The organism is Roseburia sp. AM23-20, from assembly GCF_003470905.1.
Taxonomy (GTDB): Bacteria; Bacillota; Clostridia; order Lachnospirales; family Lachnospiraceae; genus Roseburia; species Roseburia rectibacter.
In genome coordinates this window covers 299,569-319,154 of sequence record NZ_QRHS01000001.1, presented here as the reverse complement: position 1 = coordinate 319,154, position 19,586 = coordinate 299,569, and the positions used below count along the sequence as shown (strand labels likewise).

18 protein-coding genes are annotated in these 19,586 nt (G+C 39.7%); 12 read left to right on the top strand and 6 right to left on the bottom strand.

Translation table 11 applies throughout. The annotated features are described in order from the left end of the window. A complete protein-coding gene (locus tag DW650_RS01455) occupies positions 1 to 783 on the top strand; it encodes a CheR family methyltransferase (RefSeq protein ID WP_117920909.1) in 783 nt (260 codons plus the stop codon). A 109-nt stretch (positions 784 to 892) separates the two neighbouring features. On the opposite strand, the gene DW650_RS01450 is transcribed toward DW650_RS01455, so the two are convergent. Further along, entirely contained in the window at positions 893 to 1,996 is a 1,104-nt protein-coding gene (locus DW650_RS01450) for a ribonuclease H-like domain-containing protein (protein WP_118209034.1), read from the bottom strand. Between the two features lie 294 nt (positions 1,997 to 2,290). On the opposite strand from DW650_RS01450, the gene rsxC reads away from it, so the two are divergent. The 7 genes from rsxC to DW650_RS01415 all read left to right on the top strand — a co-directional run bounded on the left by rsxC (position 2,291) and on the right by DW650_RS01415 (position 9,513). Next, a complete protein-coding gene (rsxC, locus tag DW650_RS01445) occupies positions 2,291 to 3,619 on the top strand; it encodes an electron transport complex subunit RsxC (protein WP_118208889.1) in 1,329 nt (442 codons plus the stop codon). Between the two features lie 87 nt (positions 3,620 to 3,706). Continuing rightward, complete coding sequence (locus DW650_RS01440) at positions 3,707 to 4,657, top strand: RnfABCDGE type electron transport complex subunit D (protein WP_117920907.1); 951 nt, start codon at positions 3,707 to 3,709, stop codon at positions 4,655 to 4,657. A 1-nt stretch (position 4,658) separates the two neighbouring features. After that, the gene (locus DW650_RS01435; RefSeq protein ID WP_006858036.1) at positions 4,659 to 5,270 is read left to right on the top strand and encodes an RnfABCDGE type electron transport complex subunit G; all 612 of its coding nucleotides are present in this window, start codon (positions 4,659 to 4,661) and stop codon (positions 5,268 to 5,270) included. Beyond that, positions 5,270 to 5,992, top strand: coding sequence for an electron transport complex subunit RsxE (rsxE, locus tag DW650_RS01430; protein WP_117920906.1), 723 nt, complete (start codon positions 5,270 to 5,272; stop codon positions 5,990 to 5,992). Before DW650_RS01435 ends, rsxE begins: the two co-directional genes overlap by 1 nt. Positions 5,993 to 6,006: 14 nt before the next feature. Then, the gene (locus DW650_RS01425; protein ID WP_006858034.1) at positions 6,007 to 6,603 is read left to right on the top strand and encodes an electron transport complex protein RnfA; all 597 of its coding nucleotides are present in this window, start codon (positions 6,007 to 6,009) and stop codon (positions 6,601 to 6,603) included. 13 nt (positions 6,604 to 6,616) lie between these two features. Continuing rightward, the gene (locus DW650_RS01420) at positions 6,617 to 7,408 is read left to right on the top strand and encodes an RnfABCDGE type electron transport complex subunit B (protein ID WP_118208888.1); all 792 of its coding nucleotides are present in this window, start codon (positions 6,617 to 6,619) and stop codon (positions 7,406 to 7,408) included. A 179-nt stretch (positions 7,409 to 7,587) separates the two neighbouring features. Then, positions 7,588 to 9,513 (top strand): [Fe-Fe] hydrogenase large subunit C-terminal domain-containing protein, encoded by a 1,926-nt coding sequence (locus DW650_RS01415; protein WP_118208887.1) that lies wholly within the window; start codon positions 7,588 to 7,590, stop codon positions 9,511 to 9,513. Between the two features lie 102 nt (positions 9,514 to 9,615). Here the strand turns inward: DW650_RS01415 and DW650_RS01410 are convergent, their stop codons facing one another. Together DW650_RS01410 and DW650_RS01405 are read right to left on the bottom strand one after the other, a co-directional pair. After that, positions 9,616 to 11,085 (bottom strand): methyl-accepting chemotaxis protein, encoded by a 1,470-nt coding sequence (locus DW650_RS01410; protein ID WP_118208886.1) that lies wholly within the window; start codon positions 11,083 to 11,085, stop codon positions 9,616 to 9,618. 157 nt (positions 11,086 to 11,242) lie between these two features. Next, positions 11,243 to 12,046, bottom strand: coding sequence for a hypothetical protein (locus tag DW650_RS01405; RefSeq protein ID WP_117920902.1), 804 nt, complete (start codon positions 12,044 to 12,046; stop codon positions 11,243 to 11,245). Between the two features lie 242 nt (positions 12,047 to 12,288). On the opposite strand from DW650_RS01405, the gene thrC reads away from it, so the two are divergent. Further along, a complete protein-coding gene (thrC, locus tag DW650_RS01400) occupies positions 12,289 to 13,779 on the top strand; it encodes a threonine synthase (RefSeq protein WP_118208885.1) in 1,491 nt (496 codons plus the stop codon). A gap of 105 nt (positions 13,780 to 13,884) precedes the next feature. Here thrC and DW650_RS01395 read toward each other — a convergent pair whose 3' ends face one another. Then, complete coding sequence (locus DW650_RS01395) at positions 13,885 to 14,778, bottom strand: chemotaxis protein CheX (RefSeq protein WP_117920900.1); 894 nt, start codon at positions 14,776 to 14,778, stop codon at positions 13,885 to 13,887. Positions 14,779 to 14,780: 2 nt separating this feature from the next. After that, a complete protein-coding gene (locus DW650_RS01390) occupies positions 14,781 to 15,158 on the bottom strand; it encodes a response regulator (protein WP_006858027.1) in 378 nt (125 codons plus the stop codon). A 203-nt stretch (positions 15,159 to 15,361) separates the two neighbouring features. Here DW650_RS01390 and DW650_RS01385 point away from each other — a divergent pair, with 203 nt between their 5' ends. From DW650_RS01385 to DW650_RS01375, 3 genes are all read left to right on the top strand, one after another. Further along, positions 15,362 to 15,703, top strand: coding sequence for a hypothetical protein (locus DW650_RS01385; protein WP_117920899.1), 342 nt, complete (start codon positions 15,362 to 15,364; stop codon positions 15,701 to 15,703). 117 nt (positions 15,704 to 15,820) lie between these two features. After that, the gene (locus DW650_RS01380; RefSeq protein ID WP_117920898.1) at positions 15,821 to 16,495 is read left to right on the top strand and encodes a response regulator transcription factor; all 675 of its coding nucleotides are present in this window, start codon (positions 15,821 to 15,823) and stop codon (positions 16,493 to 16,495) included. Next, positions 16,485 to 18,041, top strand: a complete 1,557-nt coding sequence (locus tag DW650_RS01375; protein ID WP_118208884.1) for a sensor histidine kinase — start codon at positions 16,485 to 16,487, stop codon at positions 18,039 to 18,041. Before DW650_RS01380 ends, DW650_RS01375 begins: the two co-directional genes overlap by 11 nt. 29 nt (positions 18,042 to 18,070) lie before the next feature. Here the strand turns inward: DW650_RS01375 and DW650_RS01370 are convergent, their stop codons facing one another. Then, a complete protein-coding gene (locus DW650_RS01370) occupies positions 18,071 to 19,435 on the bottom strand; it encodes a citrate/2-methylcitrate synthase (protein WP_117920896.1) in 1,365 nt (454 codons plus the stop codon). Positions 19,436 to 19,586 lie beyond the last annotated feature (151 nt).

Genomic DNA, 19,586 nt, shown 5'->3' with positions numbered 1-19,586 from the left:
ATGCTTGAAACCGATAATTATGAAAAGTTTAAAAAAGATATTTTACAGCTTGCAGGAATCGATCTGAATTCTTACAAGGAAAAACAGATGCGTCGTCGTATTAATACGCTGATCACCAAGAACAATGTCAAGACATACAATGATTATGTAGCCCTGATTAAGAAGGATAAAGAGAAATTTGATCAGTTTATCAATTTCCTGACGATCAATGTTTCTGAGTTTTACCGTAATCCGGATCAGTGGAAGATATTAGAGGGAGAGGTATTTCCGGCACTGATTAAAAAATTTGGTAAAAACCTGAAAATCTGGAGTGCAGCCTGTTCGACAGGAGATGAGCCATATTCACTTGTCATGGCTCTTTCAAGACAGGTGCCGCTTACTAATATTAAGATCATTGCGACAGATATTGACAATCAGGTGCTCGATACAGCAAGAATGGGGCTGTACAATGAAAAGAGTATCGCTTCCGTACCGGATGACCTTAAGAAAAAATATTTCACAAAAGTTGGTTCTTCCTATCAGATTTCAGATGAGATCAAAAAAAGAGTGGAATTTAAGAAACATGATCTGCTAAAAGATCCTTATCCAAGTGGCTGCAATCTGATCGTTTGCCGTAATGTGGTTATTTATTTTACAGAAGAGGCAAAAGATGTGATCTATCAGAAATTCCATAAAGCTCTCCAGCCTGGTGGCGTGCTTTTTATTGGAAGCACAGAGCAGATCATGAATTACAGAGAACTTGGATTTGACAGACATACATCGTTTTTCTTTGAAAAACAGTAAAAGATATATAAGAAAGATAAGAGACATCAGAGTCTCTGAGATGAAAAACAGGAAGTCATATTTCAGACTTCCTGTTTTTTGATAAGATTTTTATTGGTTTTTGTAAAGACTACATTTTTTTATTGCAGATAAACTGCAGTACATGCAGACAATATTCTCTTTGCATTTCTTTGGAAACAGCAAAATCTTCTGTAAGTTCAAAGTAGCTTTTCTTATCTTTAAACATATGCCGGAATGCCGGTTTTACGATTTCCTGATACTGGGGAAGAAAAATGGCATTCCTTTTTTCATAACAGGTTCCTGCGGTAGCCTTTTTCCTGCGTTCTTTTGGAATCGATGCAGCAAGGCTTGAAGGGATAGCGAGATCCTCCTCGGGCAGATACCAGTAGTTTTTATAATCAGAAAGAAAATATTTAAGCTCTCCTGTATATAAGCGGACACAGAGTGTTGTCTGGTCTGTATCGACCACTAGATGGAAATCCTCATAATGACAGGAAACACGTTTAGGAACCGAAAAATCGTTTTGCAGAGAAAAGAGAAGCTCCCTGCATGGTCTGCCGTCATAAGAGACATATTCATTTGCATTGATGGATGTTACGGTAAATGCCCCGTCAAACAGTTTTACGTAGGACAGGACAGAGAGAAGTTTTGGCATATCGATAACATCCTCATAATTGTGCTGTTTTAAAAGAGAGATAAGTTTCTCATCGGGATTTTTCTGATATTCTTGATATACTTTGATCAGTTCGCCGCCGTTATACATATCTTGGCGGTTTAAACCGATGAATTGTTCCACTGTTTTCTGCTTGAGATCAGGCAGGGCAAAAAGAAAACGGAAGCCGGAGATCATTTTATAAATATCAACATATTCATAGGAAGAAAATGGTGCGGAAATTTTGTATTTCTGGCATTTGTTTGTCAGGTACGGAATATCAAAACCGATTCCGTTAAATGTGATGATCGTATCAAAATTTTTCAGATAATCTAAAAATGCATGCAGCACATCCGATTCATCTGCTGGAGTTTCTGCAAAAAACTGATCGACAATCAACAGATTTTTCTTCCGCGCAGCACATCCGATCAGATAGAGTGATGTGCGGGCAGCTGAAAATCCGGTTGTCTCTATATCAAAAAAAAGAGATTTTTCTGTAAATATCTGTTCTGTCAGCGAATCGTTTAATGTAAAAGGCATTTCTTCGTGCCAGTATTTCATAAAAGTCTCCATTCCTGCGCTTTTTCTGCGCATGTGTATTCCCTATATGTACTGCCATTTATGGCAGGTAAATTCATTGGATTACTGCAATTTTATCATATATATAAGGAAAATGGAATTACTCTTAATTGGTGGAATTATCTCAATAATTGTGAAAATTTTGTCAAAAGGTACTAAAAAAAATACAAGGAACAGATGTAATATGTATCATTTTGTGGTATAATCTATAGGATAAATGTTCTATGAGCTATATCATAGAATAGAATACAATTAAGAGAAAGTGGGGCACGAAAAATGGGTTTAAAGACATTTAAAGGCGGCGTCCATCCTTACGAAGGCAAGGAATTAGCAAAGGATGCGCCAATTGTGGAAGTTTTACCCAAGGGCGACCTGGTGTATCCGTTATCACAGCATATCGGAGCACCTGCAAGTCCGATAGTGGCGAAAGGCGACAGAGTATTAAAGGGACAGAAAATCGCAGAAGCGGGCGGTTTTGTATCGTCTCCAATTTATGCATCTGCTTCCGGTACTGTAAAAGCTATTGAACCGCGTCGTGTGGCAGTTGGCGATATGGTCAATTCCATCGTGATCGAAAACGACGGAGCGTTCGAAGAGGTTTCTTATACACCGTGTGAAGATGTAACTGCTTTATCAAAAGAAGAGATCATTGATAAAGTAAAAGAAGCCGGTGTTGTCGGCATGGGTGGTGCAGGTTTCCCGACTCATGTAAAATTATCACCGAAAGAACCGGAGAAAATTGAGTACATTATTGCAAACTGTGCAGAGTGTGAACCGTATCTGACGGCAGATTACCGGAGAATGCTAGAAAATCCGGAAGAACTGATCGGTGGTATGAAGATCATCCTTCAGATTTTTGACAAAGCAAAAGGTGTATTCGGTATTGAGAATAACAAACCGGATTGTATCGAAAAACTGCAGGAACTTGTAAAAGATGAGCCGCGTATCGAGGTTTGTCCGTTAGAGACAAAGTATCCGCAGGGTGGTGAGCGTCAGCTGATTTACGCGGTAACAGGACGTTCTATCAATTCTAAAATGCTTCCGGCAGATGCTGGCTGTATCGTAGACAATGTTGAGACGATCATTGCAATTTACAATGCTGTCAAACTTGGCAAACCGGTAACAAACCGTATCTCTACGATCACTGGTGATGCGATCGAGCATCCTGGCAACTTTTTATATAACATCGGTACGAGTTATCAGGAACTCGTTGATGCGGCTGGTGGATTTAAAGTACAGCCTGAAAAGATCATTTCCGGTGGCCCGATGATGGGATTTGCAATGTTCGGATTAGACGTTCCGACCACAAAGACATCATCTTCCCTGTTATGTATGTCACAGGATGAGGTTGCAGCAGCAGAGAAATTACAGACAGCATGTATCAACTGCGGACGTTGTGTGGAGGCATGCCCGGAGCAGTTGATCCCGTCAAGACTTGCAAAGTTCTCAGATAAGGGACTTTCCGAAGAATTTGAAAAATGGCATGGATTAGAGTGTGTGGAGTGCGGCAGCTGCAGTTTTGCATGCCCGGCGAAGAGACAGCTTGCACAGTCCATTAAGACCATGAAGAAACAGGTCCTTGCTGCAAAACGCAACAAGAAATAATGAAAGCATGATTCGCAGAGATTTTCGGAAAATGTGTTTTCACAATATTAAATAAAATTTTAAAACTGAAGAAAGAGGTGGATTCCTGTGAGTGATTTATATCATGTTTCATCATCACCACATGTGCGTTCCAAAGATACAACGGAAAGAATCATGCTTTATGTAATTATTGCATTGCTTCCGACAACTTTATTTGGTATCTATAACTTTGGATACAGAGCACTGATTTTAATTTTAGTAACAATCGCATCCTGTGTTGCATCAGAGTGGATCTTTAACAAGATCGTACATAAAAAACAGACGATCAATGATCTGAGTGCTGTTGTGACAGGATTACTTTTAGCATTGAACCTCCCGGCTACACTTCCATGGTGGGAAGCAGTTCTTGGCGGTGTATTTGCAATTATTGTTGTAAAATGTATGTTCGGCGGCCTCGGACAGAACTTCATGAACCCTGCACTGGGTGCAAGATGTTTCCTTCTGATCGCATTTGCAGCGAACATGACAAACTTTACGATTGATTCTTATACCGGAGCAACACCGCTTGCGGCAATGAGAAACGGGGATGCAGTAAATACCATGGATATGCTGATCGGACGTACTGCCGGAACAATCGGTGAGACTTCTGCAATCGCTATTTTGATCGGTGCGATCTTCCTGATTTTAATGGGAGTGATCGATCTTAGAATCCCGGCAAGCTATATTATAACATTTGTTGTTTTCATGCTTCTTTTCAGCGGACATGGTGCTGACTGGACTTATATTACAGCACAGCTCTGCGGTGGTGGTCTCATGCTTGGTGCATTCTTTATGGCTACTGATTATGTTACTTCACCGATCACACCAATGGGACAGATCATCTTTGGTATCTGCTGTGGTATCTTTACCGGACTGTTCCGTTGCTTTGGTGCAAATGCAGAAGGTGTTTCTTTTGCAATCATCTTAAGCAATATCTTAGTTCCGATGATCGAGAAATATACAGTTCCGAGAGCATTTGGCATGGTAAAAGAAGCCAAAAAGCAGGAAGGAGGCAAATAAGATGAATAAGAAGATCGTTCATGACGCATTAATTTTATTTGCTTTTACAATCGTACTTGGACTTTTACTTGGAGTTGTGTACGGTGTCACAAAACCTTCAATTGACAAGGTAAATGAAGAAAAAACACAGAATGCCTACAAACAGGTATTTACAGATGCAGATCATTTTACAGATTATGCAGATTTTGATGCAGACGCAGCACAGGCTCTGTTAGATGAAAACGGATATTCCGATGAGATCGAGACAGTAGTTGCAGCACAGGATGCATCCGAAAATACACTTGGTTATGTATTTACGGTAACCGCAAAGGACGGAAGTCAGGGATCTATCACATTCTCCGTAGGTATCCAGAATGATGGAACTGTAAATGGTTATTCCATCACATCTATTTCTGAGACACCTGGTCTTGGTATGAAGGCGCAGGAAGAAGATTTCTACGGTCAGTTTGAAAACAAAAAAGTAGATTCCTTTACCGTTGTTAAGTCAGCTCCGTCAGCCGACAACGAGATCGAAGCAATTTCAGGTTCTACCATTACATCAAAAGCTATGGCTAACGGTGTAAATGCCTGCCTGACATACTTCCAGAATGTTTTAGCGGGAGGTACAAATTAATGAACAAGAATGTAGAACGTTTATATAACGGTATTATCAAGGAGAATCCTACCTTCGTTCTGATGCTTGGTATGTGTCCGACATTGGCGGTTACTTCCTCAGCAGTCAACGGACTTGGTATGGGACTTTCCACAACAGTGGTACTTATTTTATCCAATATGCTGATTTCAGCATTCCGTAAAGTGATCCCGGATGGTGTCCGTATGCCGGCATTCATCGTAATCGTTGCATCACTTGTTACCATGGTTCAGTTTATCATGCAGGCATATACACCAAGCCTTTCCGAGTCTTTAGGTGTATATATTCCTCTTATCGTAGTAAACTGTATCATCCTTGGACGTGCAGAAAGCTATGCTTCTAAGAACCCGGTAATCCCGTCTATGTTTGATGGTATTGGTATGGGACTTGGATTTACATTTGGTCTTACCTGCATCGGTTTGATCCGTGAACTTTTAGGAGCAGGTCAGATCTTCGGATTCCAGATCTTATCCTTAAAATGGTTTACACCGATCACAATTTTCGTTATGGCTCCTGGTGCATTCTTAGTATTGTCCTGTCTGGTTGCTATTATGAACATTGTAAGAGCGAAGATGGAAGCAAAAGGAAAACCGTTAGCAGAGCCTGCAGGATGCTTGAGCGGCGACTGCTCCGGCTGCAGCCAGGCTGCACACTGCAGCGGTAAAGCAACTGTAAAAGCAGATGCTGCCGGAAAAGAAGAGTAGGAGGATAGGTACAGATGAAAGAATTACTTTTGATTGCAATCGGTTCTGCGATTGTAAATAACGTTGTATTAAGTCAGTTCCTTGGTATCTGTCCGTTCTTAGGAGTTTCCAAGAAAACAGAGACAGCAGCCGGAATGGGCGGTGCAGTTGTGTTCGTTATCACGATTTCCTCGTTTGTAACAGCACTGATCTATAAATTTATTCTTGCAAACAGCTATCTGATGAGCAAGGGGATCGATCTTACTTATTTACAGACGATCGTATTTATTCTTGTTATCGCAGCATTAGTACAGTTTGTTGAGATGTTCTTAAAGAAATCAATGCCGGCATTGTATCAGAGTTTAGGTGTATACCTTCCTCTTATCACTACAAACTGTGCCGTATTAGGTGTTGCATTAACAAACGTTACAAAAGAATATGGAATCTTAGAGAGTGTTGTAAATGGTTTTGCAACTGCATTCGGATTCCTGATCGCGATCGTTCTGATGGCGGGTCTGCGTGAAAAAATTGAATACAATGATATTCCAAAACCATTTCAGGGTACTGCGATCGTTCTGATCACAGCAGCTTTGATGTCTATCGCGTTTATGGGATTCTCAGGAATGATTTAGGAGGAAAAATAAGATGAACGTTACAGCAATATTAGTTGCAGCCCTTGTTGTGGGCGGCGTAGGTATCTTGATTGGATTTTTCCTTGGTATTTCCGGAGAAAAATTCAAAGTAGAAGTTGATGAGAAGGAAGTTGCTATTTTAGGCGAACTTCCAGGAAATAACTGTGGTGGTTGTGGTTATGCCGGATGTTCCGGACTTGCTGCAGCGATCGCAAAAGGTGAAGCACCAGTCAACCAGTGTCCGGTCGGCGGAGCTCCGGTTGCAGCTAAGATCGGTGCAATCATGGGTGTAGATGCAGGTGCAGGTGAGAAAAAAGTTGCTTTCGTAAAATGTGCAGGTACCTGTGATAAGACACAGAAAGACTATGAGTACACCGGTAATGAGGACTGTGCATCTATGGCATTTGTTCCAAACGGTGGACCCAAAGCATGTAACTATGGCTGCTTGGGATATGGTTCCTGTGTGAAAGCATGTCCATTTGATGCGATCCATATCGTAGACGGCATTGCATTAGTTGACAAAGAGGCATGTAAGGCTTGTGGTAAATGTGTAGCTGCCTGCCCGAAACACTTAATCGAGCTGGTTCCTTACTCTGCAAAACATATTGTTCAGTGTAGTTCTAAGGATGTCGGCAAGAATGTAATGAAGGCATGTTCCGTTGGATGTATCGGATGTCATCTCTGTGAGAAGAACTGTCCGAAGGATGCCGTACATGTCATTGACAATGTAGCATATATTGATCAGGAAAAATGTGTCGGATGTGGTATCTGTGCACAGAAATGTCCGAAGAAGATTATTCTTTAATTTAAGTACAATTAGAAGAACAAAAGAACAGGCTGCTCAAAGCGGTCTGTTCTTTTGTATATTATTTTATAAACATTCAAAAAAATAAGTGATAAAAATTGTTATTAACACAAAAATATGATAAAATATCACTATAACAATATATTTTTTATGAAAATTATACAAAGTGGGTGGACAAAATGGAACTTATTTACGCAAATGATAATTGTACCGGATGCAACAAATGTGTAAGAGATTGTCCGGTGCTGATCGCCAATGTTGCAACAGATGCAGGAAAGGTAACAGTTGACTCTGAAAAATGTATTGCATGTGGGGCATGTTTTGATGCATGTGAGCATAATGCCAGAGAATATCAGGATGACACAAAATCATTTTTTACAGCATTAGAAGCAGGAAAAAAGATTTCTGTTATTTTAGCTCCTGCATTTTTGGCAAATTATCCGCATGAGTATAAAAAGGTACTTGGATATCTGAAGGAAAAAGGTGTAAATCATATTTACAGTGTTTCTTTCGGTGCAGATATCACGACATGGGGATATTTAAAATATATTACAGAACATCAGTTCCTGGGTGGCATTTCCCAGCCATGTCCGGCAGTTGTCAATTATGTGGAAAAATATATTCCGGAATTACTGCCGAAAATGATGCCGATTCATAGTCCGATGATGTGTATGGCAATTTACATAAAAAAATATTTAAAATGTGATGATGAACTTGCATTTATCAGTCCTTGTATCGCAAAGAAGACAGAGATTACAGATCCAAATTGCTATGGCTATGTAAAATATAATGTGACATTTAAAAAGCTTTTTGAAACGATTGGAAATAAATATCAGGGCTGTAAGGAATATGAGGACGAACTGGAATATGGGATGGGTGCGCTTTATCCGATGCCGGGTGGACTCAGAGAGAATGTAGAGCATTTTCTTGGAAAAGAACAGGTGGTAAGACAGGTAGAGGGCGAAGAGGAGGCTTATCGCTACCTGCATGAGTACTTAGAACGTATCAGAACAAACAGGAGACAGCCATTTATGGTCGATATTTTAAACTGTTCGAAAGGATGCATCTACGGAACAGCTACAGAACCGGAACGCAATACGGATGATGTTATGCTGACGTTAAGTGATATGCGAAACAGAGCTTCCGACAGGACAGAAACGAAAAAGGGACTGTTTTGGAAAAAAGGAAAGAATGGTTCTCCATGGGATGACTCCGTGCCGGAAAATGAACGCCTCGCAAATCTGATGAAAGCATTTGCAGATCTGGATATCAATGATTTCGTGCGTAAATATACAAATAAGAATGTTGTTATTAAAGAGCCTTCCGAGCATGAAATTCAGGAGATCTTTACATCCATGAATAAGACGGATGCAGCCAGCCAAAAAATTAACTGTGAGTCCTGTGGCTATTCATCCTGCCGCAATATGGCAAAGGCAATCTATAATCATGTGAATGTAAAAGAAAACTGTGTACATTATGTTAAGAGTGTTGCAGAAAATGAAAAAGAAAAGATCCAGAATCTTATGGAGGAGGAACAGCAAAAACAAGAGATTCATAATCAGAAACTTGCCGGCATTACAGAACAGTTTGTATCTTTGAGCGATAATATTGATCAGCTGGGTGCTGCCAATGAGACGTCAGCAAACGAGGCGACAACTCTTGCACAGCATATACAGGAAATTTCCAATTTCTGTCAGCAGTTAAACAGCTCTTTGGCAACGATATCTGATTTTATTAATATTTATAAGGCTAGTAATGAGGATATTTCCTCGATCGCAGGACAGACAAATCTTCTTTCACTGAATGCTTCCATAGAGGCGGCACGGGCAGGAGAAGCGGGACGCGGATTTGCAGTAGTTGCAAGCGAAATACGTGAATTGTCTGATTCGACAAAAAATCTGATCGTTGAAAATGATGCGAAAGCAGAAGAGATCATTCCTAAGATTAATGCAAGCATTGATTCGATCAAAGATCTGATTGAGAATATTAATGAAATGAACGAGAAAGTAGCAACGATTGCTGCAACATCGGAGGAGATTTCGTCACAGACATCCTGCGTGCAGAGTATGGCAGATGAACTTCGCGATGCAGTAGAAAATATATAGAAATGACAGTTTTGTAAAGCAGACAGATGGAAATAGCAATTTATCAAAAAAATACATCTGACAACAATACTCCGGTTGTCAGATGTATTTTTTTCAATAAATTTAAAACTGTTTTTGGGTAAATGTTACGAGTTCCTGCATTTTTGAAGCAATATTATCAAGTATATCTGTGTTTTTACTTTCGGCTTCTAACGTCTCGTGTGCATGTGCAGTCAGTTCTTCTGATATTGCAGAAAGTGTCTGGACGGAATCAGAAATAACCTGATTTGCATCTTTTAATTCTGAGGTGCTTGTGGTCAGGTTCTGTATACCATTTTGAATGGAAAGTGTATTTTCATGAATGGAAGAGAAGCTGTCTGCAGTATTTTGCGCACTTTCTTTTTCCTGATTGATACCGCCAATCATCTGCTGTATCACAGTAACAACTTCATTGATAGCAGAAGTAACATTATTGATCAACTCAGTTATCTTTATGGTCGCATCCTTTGTCTGTGAAGCCATTCCTGTGATTTCGGTGGCAACAACAGAGAACCCTTTTCCTGCTTCTCCGGCTCTTGCAGCTTCAATACTTGCGTTTAGTGCGAGAAGGCTGGTCTGGGATGTAATCCCGCCGATCAATTCTACGATAGAATGCATTTCTTCCATATAATGATTTAATGTTTCTAACTTTGCGGCAGCTTCCACGCTGTTTTCAACAGAAGTATCTACCTGGCTGGCAAGAAGGTGCATGGAATTACTTCCTTCTGTTACGATGTCTAACGTGTGCTGCATATTTTCACTGATCTGCTGTGTTACATCATTGACAACCACAATTTTATCCTGAATGGATTTTGTCTGCACACCCTGTTCCCTAACTGCTTCTGTTGCATCTGCTGTACCGCTGGATACTTCCTGCATGGCATGCTGGGTTGTCTGGGCTGCGGTGCTTAATTTATCAAGTTCCTGATGGATACTGTTGATTTCCTGATTAACATGATCTGATAATTCAGACAGGTTTGTCAGTAATTTCTCTGACTGTGTCTGGGATTCCTCGGCACGTTTGATTTTCTGTGTCATATTGAGGTTTAAAGTCTGTGAAGTATAGTAAGAATAAATACCGACCATAATCATAATGACGACCTGGATTACAGCATTGTCCTGTCCGGAATAACCAAATTTTCCATTCTGAGAACCTACAATTACGACAATAAGACTTTCAATCGTGGTTCCGGCGTTGACCATAAGAGAATATTTTACATCGTTATAAACGGAAATAATTAAAATCATTGGAATAACGAATAAAAAAACCAGACCGTTTGTGGCAGTAAAAAGTGCAAAACTGTAAAAAACAGCAAAACCGATCGCAACGAGATGTTTGATCGCGGCTGATTCATGTGATTTGTTCCAGAAATAAAATTCTGCAATGACAGGTGCAAAACCGAGAATCATAATGATAAGAATATAACCCCAGGTCTGAAGTCCGGAAAGCACCTGCAAAATACAAAACAGTGTCATGATACTCGAATCAATCAGATGAGCATACATACAGGTTTTATTATTTCGTTCAAGATCGCTGAAAGTGGTTTGGCTCATAAATATGTCTCCCTTTATGTATAGTTATTCAGTAGGAATGGTAATTCATCAAAACATTTGTGTTTATTGTACTACTTTTTAGACAAATATACAATAACGTGATTTTGAAAACAGGCGAGCACAACTTGACATTTTCAGTCAGGCTATGCGTCAAAGATCATATTGTGCCAGAGTTTTTTAGATAAGAAAGATAACGTTCAGACAGCTTTATTTTTGTATAAATTTCCGCATATTCTTTTGGTGAAAGTGTATCAATATAATTTTCAGGAAAATCTTTTTGGATTCCGGCGGCTTTTGCGAGGTCTGCAGCCTTGTTATATGCAATAGCAGCTTTTTCCTCACTAGAATAGGTTCCGACGATATAGTTGCCATTAATATGTATCGTAGCACGATATTTGGTAATTCCTTTTACCATATAACGAGCGACACCGTGAAAACGGTTAATCACAAGGATGTTAGCATAACGATAGTCCGATGGGTCCCCGTTGACAAACTGATAATCCCTGCCGGCAACTGCATATGGACGTATCCCATAGCGTGACAGAATGGAATACTGCATCCCGTAATCACTGACAAAAAGGTGTCCCTGCCGTTTCTGGATCTTGTGACTGGAATAATAAAAAAGATCGTCAATGTCAAATTTTAATTCTTCATGTTCTGAAAGGAAATAACTGAAATATCCTTTACGGAGATAGATCGGATTTTTAAAATAGAGTCCATTATCACGAAAATTAAGCAAAATGATGATTTTTTCATATGGAAGAGTTGTTTTGTATGAGTAGACATTGTCAATGGTTATGACTGAGTCAGAAAGAGCCTGTGATGCTTCCTTATAAGCCAGATGAGCTGTATCTTCTGATGAAAAACTTCCAAGACTGATGTGTTTGCCGGAATAATTGATGCTGGAACGATAGTAGATGGTTCCATCTATTTTTGTAGCAGGAAAAACTCCTTTTAACATAAAAATCTCCATTCTGCGGTTAAAGTTGTTATGATGCATTGATGAGATGTAATCAGCATATCATGTTTCCGGAAAGGTTGCAAGATGATGCGATTTTTGTAAAATAATATTTTCATACGTTAAAGCATTGACATGAAGCAATCATTTCCTATATAATACTAAAAAGTATTGATATAATACTGGAAGGTATTGGAAATCCCAAACTTAATTACGATGAATAAAAAGATAAGAGGACGAAGAAAATGGAATTAATGTATGCAAGCACAAGAGACGCAAATGAAAAAGTGACAGCATCACAGGCAATTTTAAAAGGACTGGCAAATGATGGCGGTTTATATGTACCGACTGAGATCCCGTCTTTGGATGTAAGCATGGAAGAACTTTCTAAGATGACTTATCAGGAGACTGCCTATGAAGTACTCAGACTGTTTCTGACAGATTATACAGAAGAAGAGCTGAAAAACTGTATTAATGCTGCCTATGACAGTAAGTTTGATACAGAAGAAATCGCACCGTTAGTGGACGCAGATGGTGCGTATTATCTTGAATTGTTCCATGGTCCGACGATCGCTTTTAAAGATATGGCATTATCCATTCTGCCACATCTTCTGATCACTGCAGCAAGAAAGAATAATGTCAAAAATGATATCGTGATCCTGACCGCTACATCCGGTGATACCGGAAAGGCAGCATTGGCAGGCTTTGCAGATGTAAAGGGAACCAAGATCATTGTATTTTATCCAAAGAATGGCGTCAGCCCGGTACAGGAAAAGCAGATGGTAACACAGAAAGGTGATAATACTTTTGTTGTTGGTATCCATGGCAATTTTGACCAGGCACAGACCGGTGTTAAGAAAATGTTTTCTGATGCAGAATTTGCAGAGGAGATGGACGCTGCAGGTTATCAGTTTTCATCTGCAAACTCTATCAATATCGGACGTCTGGTACCACAGATTGCATACTATGTATATGCATATGCAAAATTATATGCAAACGGTGTGATTGCAAAAGATGAGAAGATCAATATTGTGGTTCCTACCGGTAACTTTGGAAATATCCTGGCAGCGTTTTATGCAAAAAATATGGGCATTCCGGTAGCAAAACTGATTTGTGCTTCAAATGAGAATAAAGTCCTTTATGATTTCTTCTCTACCGGTACCTATGATAAGAACCGCGAATTTATGCTGACAAGTTCTCCATCTATGGATATTCTGATCTCAAGCAACCTTGAACGTCTGATCTATCGTATTGCAGGTGAGGATGCTGTGAAGAATGCTGCACTGATGAAAGAATTAAATACAACCGGCAAGTACGAGATCACACCGGAAATGAAAGAGAAACTTGCTGATTTCTACGGAAATTATGCGAGCGAGAAAGAGACAGCAGATACCATCCGTGATCTGTATGAGAAAACAGGTTATGTGATTGATACACATACAGCAGTTGCTGCATCTGTATATCATAAATATAAAAAAGATACGAATGACACAGATACCAAGACCGTGATCGCATCAACAGCAAGTCCGTTTAAATTCAGCAGAAGCGTTATGGATGCGATTGATCCAAAATATGATTCTTTATCTGAGTTTGAGCTGGTGGATGAATTAAGCAGGATCGGCAATGTAAAAATTCCACAGGCAATCGAGGAAATCCGCAGTGCCGAGGTTCGCCATAAGACTGTATGTGAAGTGGAAGAGATGCCAGAGGTTGTAAAACAGTTCCTTGGAATATAATAAATAAGCAGATAACAGAAAATAGAATGTTCATTCCGCAAACATTCTATTTTCATCAAAAAAACGACTGTGTTTTGCACAGTCGTTTTTTTATCATAATGAAATTTATAATTCGTTGTGAATCAGTTCAAAGATAAAATGAATCGTTCCGAAAGAATAAACAACCGGTAACAGATATGCTTCATGTTCAAATGTGATCAATTCATCTGTCACAACATTTGGAACATCAAGCTGCAGTTCAAGCCCCTGTTCGTTTGACATATTAACGTTGAACAGACCATTATGAAGATTTAAGAAATCTTCAAGAGAGGACTGTACATATTCATCAAAACTGTTGAAATCTTCATCAACATAACGGGATGCAAATGCAATACATGTACTTTCCGGCATGTCAATATAAGTACGGATGGAAAACTTACCGTTGATCTGCTGGCTGATACAATAGTTTGTCGGATATTCTTTACAAAGTTCAGGACGAACTGGTGAAAAATCATCTCCGATAAAACGAACGAGATCGTTAAACAAAAGATGCAGGAAAGAAAGTTCACCAGGTGAAAGCTGACGTTCTGCAACGACAAAGAAATTTTCTACAAGGTGGTTTACGATATCCTTTGTCTCTGCGGACATATCTGCATCATAAAGTTCATTATCTGACTGATAACCGATGATAAGAGACTGAAGCTGCTCATTATTAATAACACCATCATTTAATAATGCCTGACCAAGAAGTAAGAAGTTAGGATTCTGTGTCTGCAGTAACTCTGTAACCTGTGCTTCTGTCAGATAGCCCTCGCGGATGGCAAGTTCGCCGAAACGTTTATCTTCATGTGTCTGCATGATGATTACGCGGTCCACTTCACTGGCTGACATATATCCTGCATGCATGGCGAGAGTTCCTAATTTCGGATGCTCAGAATTTGCTTCCTGCATAGCATGCATTAACTGTTCTTTTGTGATTCCGTGTGATAATAAGTAGTTTCCGAAAAATTGAGCGTACATGTCTATCTCCCTTCAAATCTTGAAGTAATAATATGTTCGATCTGATCCGCATTGATCGGTTTCTGGATAAAATCACTGGCACCTGCCTCAATGGCTTCGCGGAGCTGGGACTGCGTACCGACAGAAGAGACAATAATGATAGTAGCATCTGGATCAAAATCAGTAATCTCATGTATGACAGCATTGCCATCTTTGATCGGCATAACGATGTCAAGAAATACAAGCGAAGGGGATTCTTTTTTGTAAATATCAATAGCATCCTGTCCGTTTGCAGCCTCTAAAAATGTTGGTGTGCCAAACTGGGAGAGGATATCCTTTAACTGTTTTCTTGCTAAAATAGAATCGTCACTGATGAGAATTTTTGTGTCATCAAATTTCATGGTTTTTTGCCCCCTTCTATAAGTATGTTGTTTTTATTTTACACTAATCGGCGCAAGAGTTCAATGTTTCTTGACCGAAAATATGGGATTTTATGTAAAAAAACAAATTAAAACGTCTGGTTGCGCCAATTTTGTATTGCGTTTATAATAAAAAACATGAGACAAAAAAGTCGAAATACAAAGATTTATGCTGGAGGTTTAAAATGAAAGTAATGGTTGTATTTGATGCGGTAATTCTGCTTTTTGGGATCTATATGGTAGTATCTTCACTTCAGATGAAAAAAAGTGGCAGGATCAATGCCATGGTAATTGCAGAAGAAGAGATGAAAAAATGTAAAGATACAGCAGGATTTATAGCATTTATTTACTGGAGAGAGGCGTTGTTCGGAGGAATCGTTGCCCTAGTCGGACTGGTTGGTATCATCAATGAACTTACGAATTTCTTAGGAAAGCTGACTTTGGCAGAACTTGTGATCTTTCTTGGGTCATTTTTATGGTTCCAGAACAGCTTAAAGACTGCACGGGAAAAGTTCCTGCACATTTAAGACGTTCATAGGAGAGCATATTTTCACAAGATACAGATGATAGTCACACAGCCGTCACATAAGCCGGTTATAGTAATGAACAGAAAAAAGTCAGTTTGTGGGAGGAAATGAGACGTTATGGAACGCATTTTAGTTGTAGACGATGAAGATAAGATCCGTGCGATCATCCGGAAATATGGAGAATTTGAAGGGTATGAGATCACAGAGGCACATGATGGGATGGAAGCAGTCGAAATTTGCCGGAAAGAAGATTTTGACCTGATCATACTAGATGTAATGATGCCGGAACTGGATGGGTTTTCAACCTGCCGGGAAATCCGCAAATTCAAAGAAATTCCTGTTATTATGCTATCGGCACGCGGTGAAGAATATGACAAGATTCACGGATTTGAACTTGGAATCGATGATTATGTGGTAAAACCGTTTTCTCCACGTGAACTGATGATGCGTGTGAAAGTTGTGATCAGCAGAAACAATAAAAAAGATGTAAGAAACGGACATGAAATTTTTCAGGCGGAAGGTCTGATTATTGATTTTACGGGACGGACTGTGACCGTAGACGGAAAACGTGTCGAAATGTCACCAAAAGAATATGAACTTTTGTTTTATCTGGTGAGAAACCGTAATATTGCACTTGATCGTGAGAAGCTGATCACAGAGGTATGGGGATATGATTATTATGGAGATGACAGAACATTAGATACCCATATCAAACTTTTGAGGAGCAGCCTTGGGGAATACCGCAAATTTTTAGTGACACTAAGAGGGGTGGGATACCGGTTTGAAGCATGAAAAAATCAGTATTAAGTGGAGGGTATTTACTTATCTGCTCATATTTACAGGAATACTTCTTGTTGTATTATGGCTGATCCAGATCTGTTATCTGGATTCATTTTATACCATGATCAAAAGCAGGGAAGCAGAACAGGTTACATCAGTGGCTGCAGGAATATTAACATCAGACGAAGAAGATAAAGATACCATGATCCATGATATTGCAGCCAAAAATAACATGGCGGTATATGTAACAGATATACAGGGGAATGAAATATACAGCGCAGAGTATATTGTAAATTCAAGACTCACAGATATGCCGTCAGAGCAGATACAATATTATTATGAACAGGCAAAAGAACATGGCGGTATATTTAAGGTAGAATACGAAGGTGGGATCAACCCGGAGTTCTGGGATGATAACATGAAAAAACCTGAAAATGTAGAAGAAGATTTACTGAGGGATGAAAAAGAACCGTTAGAACCTGCCACAGAAGATGGAACCGAAAACGGAAATGAACGTGTTTTTCATGGCTTTTTACAAAAACGGGGACAGGAGCGCATTAAGAGTGTGATCTATGTGAAAGCAGTGGAGTGTAAAGGTCAGGAATATATTCTGATGGTCAATACACAACTGACACCGGTGGATGCAACAGTCAATACACTGCGTATTGAGCTGGTATGGATCACGGTTATTATGATTTTGCTTTCACTTGGAATTGCTCTTTTGTTATCCAGGCAGATATCAAAGTCACTGATCCGGATCAATGAGTCAGCGAAAGCACTTGCAAAGGGAGATTTTGATGTACGTTTTGATGGAAAAGATTATCGTGAAGTAGCAGAACTTTCAGATACGCTCAATGCAACAGCGAAAGAACTTGGCAAAAATGAGTCTCTGCGGAGGGAATTGATTGCAAACGTATCACATGATTTAAGAACGCCTCTTACGATGATCATTGCCTATGCAGAGGTGATGCGGGACCTTCCGGGAGAAAACACACCGGAAAACGTCCAGGTGGTGATCGATGAAGCCGGACGACTGACAAACCTTGTAAATGACATGCTTGATATATCAAAACTTCAGGCTGGTGTTATGGAAAAAAATGATACCGAATACAATCTGACGGAAAGTATCGAATCTGTTCTTGAACGCTATAATAAACTGAAAGAGCAGGATGGTTACTGCATACATTTTGAATATGACAGAAAAGTTCTGGTAAAGGCGGATGAATACAAGATATATCAGGTGATCTATAATCTGATCAACAATGCGGTCAATTATACCGGAAAAGATAAAACAGTGTGGGTGCGTCAGAAAATTTTACAGGATTATGTTCGGATAGAAGTGACAGACAGCGGAGAAGGTATTGCAGAAGATGCACTTCCTTATGTGTGGGATCGCTATTATAAAGTGGATAAAACACACAGGCGCGCTGTAATGGGAACGGGTCTGGGCCTTTCCATCGTAAAAAATATTCTGGAACTTCATCATGCCAGATATGGTGTGGAGAGCACCCCCGGATGTGGATCAACATTCTGGTTTGAGCTTCCAATAGAAAAATAGCAGAATTGAGAAAAACGCTGACTTTCCGGTCAGCGTTTTTCCATTGGAATATATTCTTTATGTTCACCAATATTTTTATAAGCAGGACGCATGATCTTACCGTTGATGGCAACTTCTTCAAGACGGTGGGCACTCCATCCGGCAATCCTGGCAATCGCAAAGATCGGAGTATAAAGTTCCACTGGAAGTCCTAACATACTGTAAGCAAAGCCGCTATAAAAATCGACATTTGGACTGACACCTTTATAGATCTGACGTTCATCTGCGATGATCTTTGGTGCTAATCGTGATACAGCATCATAGAGAGCGAATTCTTTTTCATAGCCTTTTTCGGCAGACAGTTTTTCTACAAATGAACGGAAAATGCGTGCACGAGGATCAGAAAGAGAATATACCGCATGCCCCATACCATAGATCAGACCGGCATGGTCAAAAGCCTCTTTATGTAATAAAGCTCTCAGATAGCGGCTGATTTCCTCTTCGTCATTCCAGTCGGAGAGGTTTGCTTTCATGTCTTCAAACATGCGGACAACTTTGATGTTGGCACCACCGTGCTTTGGACCTTTTAAGGAACCTAAGGAAGCGGCGATCACAGAATAAGTATCTGTTCCGGATGAAGATACCAGATGTGTGGTAAAAGTGGAGTTATTTCCACCTCCGTGCTCCATATGAAGAATCAGCGCTGTATCTAAAAGTTTTGCCTCTAAAGGTGTAAACTGGCTGTCCGGACGCAGAATATGCAGAATGTTTTCTGCAGTGGAATATTCGGCTTTTGGTGGATGAATAAAAAGGCTTGCACCATCATGATAATGTTTATAAGCCTGATAACCATATACGGAAAGAAGCGGAAACAGGCTGATAAGCTGTAAACATTGCCGCAGTACATTTGGAAGCGATATATCATCAGCAAGATCGTCATAGGAATAGAGCGTAAGAACACTCCTTGCAAGCGTATTCATCATATCTTTGCTTGGAGCTTTCATGATAATATCGCGGACAAAACTGGTAGGAAGCGTACGGTATTCACTGAGCATTTTTGTAAATTCCATCAGTTCTGTTTTGGTGGGAAGTTTTCCAAAAAGAAGCAGATAAGTACATTCTTCGAAACCAAAGTGGCTGTTTTCCGATGTGCCGTCAATAATATCTTTGACATTGTAACCACGGTAATAAAGTTCACCATCTGCCGGGCGCATTTCACCGTCGATCATTTTTGTGGAACAGACATCAGATATTTCTGTAAGACCGACTAAAACACCTTTACCATTAATATCGCGCAGACCACGTTTAACATCGTATTTTGTATAGAGAGCAGGATCAATTCTGGCACACTGTTCGCTGAGCTTTGACAGATGCTGTAATTCCGGGGTAATTTCGCAGAAACGATTGGCAGTCATAATAATCCTCCGTATTTTTTGATTTATTACTTTATAACATTAAAGTATTTTTACTTATCATATCATAAGTATTTCTTATGACACAAGAGTTTTCTAAAAAAACTTTTCATGAAAGAGTTTTTCAGGTAAAATATAAACAGATGACTTAACA